Consider the following 5,330-nt stretch of genomic DNA (forward strand, 5'->3'; position numbering starts at 1 on the left):
TGGTGACCCTAACCTTAGGTCATCGCCACTAGGCGAAGGGTCTGGTGACCCTAACCTTAGGTCATCGCCACTAGGCGAAGGGTCTGGTGACCCTAACCTGCGGCACGCCGCCGTGCTCCTGCCCCTGCTCGCGGCGCCGGAGGGCCTGTTGGTCCTCTTCACGGTGCGCTCGAGCGGCATGAGCTCGCACGCCGGGCAGATAGCCTTTCCCGGCGGCCGGGTGGACGAGGGCGAGACGGTCGAGCAGGCCGCCCTGCGCGAGACCGAGGAGGAGATCGGCCTGCGGGTGAAGGGGGCGGAGCTGTGGGGCCGCCTCGACGATCAGGTCTCGCCCGCGCGCTTCGTGGTGACCCCGGTGGTGGCCGCCCTGGCTTGGCCGCAGACGCTTGTGCTCAATCCCGGCGAGGTGGACGAGGTCTTTACCGCGCCGCTCGCCGAACTGCGCGCGCTTACGCCCCGCAGCGAGGCGCGCCAGCTCTACGGCTTGAGCCGCCGCATCCACTACTACGACTGGCGGGGGCGTCTCATCTGGGGCATGACCGCCAACATCCTCAAAAACTTCATGGACGTCACCGAAGGCCTCTGATTCGGGCGCCCCACATCAAACCTTGCTGCTGCAGGCTCGAATGTCGGCCGCCGCGGCAAGGTTCGCCGCCAAAGCGGCAAGGCCAAAGCGCGGTACTTTACGGTCCCCTGACCCGGCCCGTGCTAGCCTTGCCGCATGTTCGGTCTGTCGACGCCGCGCTCCTGCTTGTCTCGCCCCTGGCCGTCGTGGCCCTGCACCTGCTCATGGCCCTGCACCTGCTCATGGGCCTATACCTGGTGAAGGAGCCATGAAGCGGCGTGAGCTCAAGGTGCTCCACGGCGAGCTGAAGCGCACCTTCTCCTCGGGCGCCATCGTCGAGGCGCTGCAGGGCGCGGGCGTGCCGACCGACGCGGCCATCTTACTGGCGCGCGGCTTCGAGAAGACGCTCAAAAACCGCGACGACAAGACGATCGAGCTCTCCGAGCTGATGACGCGTCTCGTGGCGCTCGTAGCCAAGGAGATCGGCAGCGTGGAGGCCGCGCGGCTGAAGCGCCAGACGCCGCCCTTCGTGCCGCTCATGGTGAGGGGCAAGGCCAAGGGGGAGACCACGCCCTTTTCCAAACGGACCCTGGCCGCGTCGCTGGAAAAGATCGACCTCTCCTTCAAGGACGCCTACAGCGTGGCGCGCCACGTCGAGGGGCGCCTGCGCCTGGGAGGCTACGAGACCATCGGCGAGCGCGAGCTCATGCACGTGACCGCGCTGAGCTTAGAGGCGCTCTTGGGCCGTGACCAGCGGCTCAAGTACGAGGCCGAGCTCGAGGCCCCTACCGACATTCTTATTCGCGAGGCCTCGGGAAGCAAGATGCCCTACTCGAGGGGCATCCTGGCGCAGTCGCTGATGGCCTTGGGCCTCGGCCCGCAGCTCTCGCACGGCGTCGCCAAGCGCGCCGAGGAGGTGCTCTGGCGGCTCGGCACGCGCGAGGTGCCGCGGCCTCAGTTGCGGAGGGTGGTGCGCGGCCTGTTGGTGCAGGAGGCGGGCATCGACTTCGCCCGGCGCTACGAGCTCCTGCGCAGCGTGCGCCGCCCGCACAAGCCCATCGTGGTGATGATCGGTGGCGTCTCGGGGGTGGGCAAGTCCACGCTGGCGACCGAGTTGGCCTACCGCCTGGGCATCTCGCGCATCGTCTCCTCGGACTCGGTCAGGCAGGCCTTGCGCTCCCTTATCAGCGAGGAGCTCAGCCCGGCCCTGCACGCCTCGAGCTTCGGTGCCTGGCGGACCGAGCTCCTGCCCGGCGAGACCAGCACGGCCGCGCCCAAGCGCAAGCGGGTGGTGCGCGGCTTTCAGATGCAGGTGCAGCAGCTCAACACCGCGCTCTCGGCCATCATCGACCGCAACGTCGAGGAGCAGACCTCGGTGGTGATGGAGGGCATCCATATCGTGCCCGGCTTCATGAGCGGGGCGCGCACCGACGGGGCCACGGTGGTCGAGCTCGTCCTCGCGGTCGGCGACGCCGAGCTGCACCGCGGCCGCTTCGAAAAGCGTGACGCCGAAACGCGGCAGCGCCGCCCCATGAACAAATACCTGGAGCACTTCGCTGAGATCCGCATGCTCCAGGACTTCATCAAGAAGCGCGCCGGCGAAGAGGGTATGAGCGTCCTCGAGGGCGGCGACTTAGACGCGGCCGTCGAGCAGGCCATCGACATCATTCTGGAGGCGGTCTTGCACGACCTGCCCGAGGGGGAGCCGGTGGCGCTGGAAGCCGGCGACCCGGGTAGCGACCTGGGTAGCGACCCGGACGCCGATGGGGCCGCCGGCGTGGCTGCCGGCGCGGACGCCGAGACGCTCAAGGCGAGCTGAGCTAGTGGTCCGTCGGCGCCACCAGACCCCAGTCCCATCACGTTTGCGATCGGGCACTGTCCAGCATCAGGAAGAACGCCGGCTCGAGCCGGCCGTGACGCCCTGAAGCGCAAGGCTGCGAGACCGTCCGGGGCCAAGGGATTTTATGAGCGAGGCCCGGCCGCCTCGCCGTCCTCCCGGCTGCCCTTGAGCCTTTCCACAAGCGCGCCGACTTGCTCCAGGAGCTCTTGGGCCTTGCCGTTGTTCAGGCTCTCCGCGCCCTTCATGGCGCCATTCACCATCTGGCCGATGCCCAAGCCCCTGGAGAACTGCTCGGTCATGCGCGACAGCGTCTGCGGGTCACCGTAGATGTTCATGGTGCCCTGGCTCATAAAGGCGCCGATGGCCCGCGCCAGCTCCATCTGGGCATCGCGGTCCGCGTCGATCTTGCGCTTCTCGAGCTCGAAGTCGAGCGCCGATTTGCTAAACGTTTCACGGTTCTCGAGCGCCTGGCGCTCGACCTCGACCCGCTCGCGCTCGACCTCGACCCGTTCACGGTCGATGTCCACGGCGACGCGCTGAAAGGCGGTCTCGCCCTGGGCGACCTTTTCGCGGGCGCGGGCGTCCGCTTCGGCCTTGGTGAGCACGGCGTCGGCCTCGAGGGTGGCGGCCTGCTTTTGCGCTTCGGCGCGCTTGACTTCGGCGAAGGCTTCGACCTGCGCGGCGGTCTCCTGGCGGACGCGGTCCTCATCGATGGTCTGCTTGGCGGCGATCAATTTGGTCTGCGCCGCGCGCTCGGCCTCGGCGACGCGCTGCACGGTGACGATCCGCTGGGTGGCGCCCTCGCGCTCGGCCTCGGCCTCGAGGCGCGCCTTTTCGGCTTCGGCGCGTGCCCTCTCAGCTTCAGCCACGGCGATCTCGCGCTGCCGCTCGGTCAGCTCGACGGCCTGCTTGCGCTCGACGTCGGCGCGCTCGAGCTCGCGGTTGCGGGCGACGAGCTCGCGGTCGCGCTCGACCTCCCGCGTCCTCACGGCTTGATCCTGGGCGATCTCGGCCTCGCGCACTTGGCGCTCCTGCTCGATGCGGTAGGTTTCCGCCTCGCGGCGGCGCTCGGCCTGGAAGGAGGCGACAGCGGACTGTTGGGTCGCTTCGGCCTCGGCCTGGGCGCGCTCGAGCTCCAAGACGCGCTGGCGCGTCTCGACGTTCTTGATGGCGTTGGCGAGCTCGGCCTCGCGCTCCAAGCGGTTGCGTTCGACCAAGGCCGACTGGGTGATCTCGGTGATCTTCTTTTTGCCCTGCGCGTCGAAGATGTTGTCGTCGGAGAGCTGGTTGGCGCTTGTCTGATCGAAGCGCGACACGGTGACGGATTCCAAGGTGAGGCCGTTTTGCTGCAGGTCCGCGCCGACGAGCTTTTGCACGCCGCCGGCGAAGCTCTCGCGGTCGCCGTGGATGTCGCTCAGGCTCTTCGTGGCGGCGACGCTGCGAAGCGCCGACACGAGCTTTTCGAAGACCAGGATGCCGACGGTGTCGGAGTTGACCGACTTATCGCCCAAGGAGCGCGCGGCGTTGATGACCGCGTCCTGGTCAGGGAGGACCTTCAAGTAGAACTCGCCCTTGACGTCGACGCGCAGGTTGTCCTGGGTGATGAGCGCGTCCTCGCCGCGGCGCTCGACCTCGAGCTTCATGGTCTCCAAAGACACCGGCACGTTGCGCTGCACGATGGGAAAGAAAAAGCCGCCCTTGTCGATGAGCACCCGCCGCCCGCCCAGGCCGGTGAGCACGTAGGCGATGTTCGCCGCGGGCTTGACGTAAAAGTGCTGCACCATCCAAGCGAGCAAACCCACCACCAAAAAGATCAGGCCGAGGCCCGCGCTCACCGCGCTGTTGATAGGGGACCAGGGCGTAATGACGGCGCCGCCCGCGATGCTAAGGACCAGGAGCGCGACCGCTAGCGCGATAAACAGGACCATCACCATCAGCTTGCCTCTCCTTTGGGCATCGCTGCCGCAGCTCGAGTTCCGCTCCGTTCCCGCGCGACGTCTTGCGCCAGGCTCGCGGCAAGGGGCGCGACGTAGTAGACCTGGTCCCGCGCTTCAAACGCGGTGACCAGAACCTCGCCGCCGGGCGCGATGCTGGCCTCGCCCTCAGGCACGCGACAAGCGATGCGGTGAATGTTGCCGAAAGGGTCACGGATGTTGGCGGTGCCCTCGTCGGGCTTGACGGTGAAGACGGCCGTTCCCACACAACCTACCAGCCCGCCCGTGCGCGTGGCGGTTTCGCCGCCCCCAAACAAGCGGCTGAAGCCCCCCGCGAGCGCGCGGCCCAGCAAGGAGGCCAGCCCAAAGCCCAAGAGCGCCGACAGCGGCGCGAAGACGAGCGGCGCTAAGAAGGCTGACAGCAAGCCGTTCAGGAGCAGGCCGGCAATTCCCCACGAAACCAGCAGAATGGGCAGCAAGACCGACAGGGGCAGGCCGCGGCCAAAGCCGAAAAAGCTCAAGAACTGTAAGAGGCCCTTGCCGCCGTCCTCGCTCGCCTCTTGCTCGCCCCCCAGCTCTTCGCCGGCACTCGCTTCTGCGCCACCGTCCTCTCCTCCGCCAAAGCCAGCGCCCACCAGCGCCACGCCGAGCGCCAGCGCCAGACCCGATACCAGCGGCAACAGGAACATGAAGTTCCACCACTCGAGCATCAACCTTAAGTCCGTGTCGCTCCTCCTTCCACCGTCCTCGGCTTCCCAGCACTTCCTGAATGGACACTCCCGAGTTCAGTCTACACGCTTTTCTTTCACCCCGCCAACGCTCCCAGTTTGGCGCTGTCCTGCTTGTGCTCAGCAAAGGTGTTAAAGTCAAGCAGAATCAATAGGAGGCGTTATGGCTGACAGAGTGTCTAAGGCTCACCTAGTTGAAACCATTGCAGAGAAGCAAGGCTTGAGCAAGAAGGACGTCAAGGCAGTTCTTGAAGCGACCTTCG

Annotated in this window: 4 protein-coding genes; 2 read left to right on the forward strand and 2 right to left on the reverse strand. The window is 67.0% G+C overall.

Going from position 1 to position 5,330, the window contains the following annotated elements; all coding sequences use genetic code 11:
* Positions 1 to 112 precede the first annotated feature (112 nt).
* Together M3498_16735 and M3498_16740 are read left to right on the forward strand one after the other, a co-directional pair.
* Entirely contained in the window at positions 113 to 586 is a 474-nt protein-coding gene (locus tag M3498_16735; GenBank protein MDQ3460916.1) for a CoA pyrophosphatase, read from the forward strand.
* Between the two features lie 247 nt (positions 587 to 833).
* On the forward strand, positions 834 to 2,384 hold the full coding sequence (locus M3498_16740) for an AAA family ATPase (GenBank protein MDQ3460917.1): 1,551 nt from the start codon (positions 834 to 836) through the stop codon (positions 2,382 to 2,384).
* 143 nt (positions 2,385 to 2,527) lie between these two features.
* On the opposite strand, the gene M3498_16745 is transcribed toward M3498_16740, so the two are convergent.
* Positions 2,528 to 4,339 carry a hypothetical protein gene (locus tag M3498_16745; protein ID MDQ3460918.1) on the reverse strand — a complete coding sequence of 604 codons (1,812 nt, stop codon included), beginning with the start codon at positions 4,337 to 4,339 and terminating at the stop codon, positions 2,528 to 2,530.
* The gene (locus tag M3498_16750) at positions 4,339 to 5,049 is read right to left on the reverse strand and encodes a YqiJ family protein (GenBank protein MDQ3460919.1); all 711 of its coding nucleotides are present in this window, start codon (positions 5,047 to 5,049) and stop codon (positions 4,339 to 4,341) included. The genes M3498_16745 and M3498_16750 overlap by 1 nt, the downstream gene beginning before the upstream one ends.
* Between the last annotated feature and the right edge of the window lie 281 nt (positions 5,050 to 5,330).

The organism is Deinococcota bacterium (assembly GCA_030858465.1).
Lineage (GTDB): Bacteria > Deinococcota > Deinococci > Deinococcales > Trueperaceae > JALZLY01.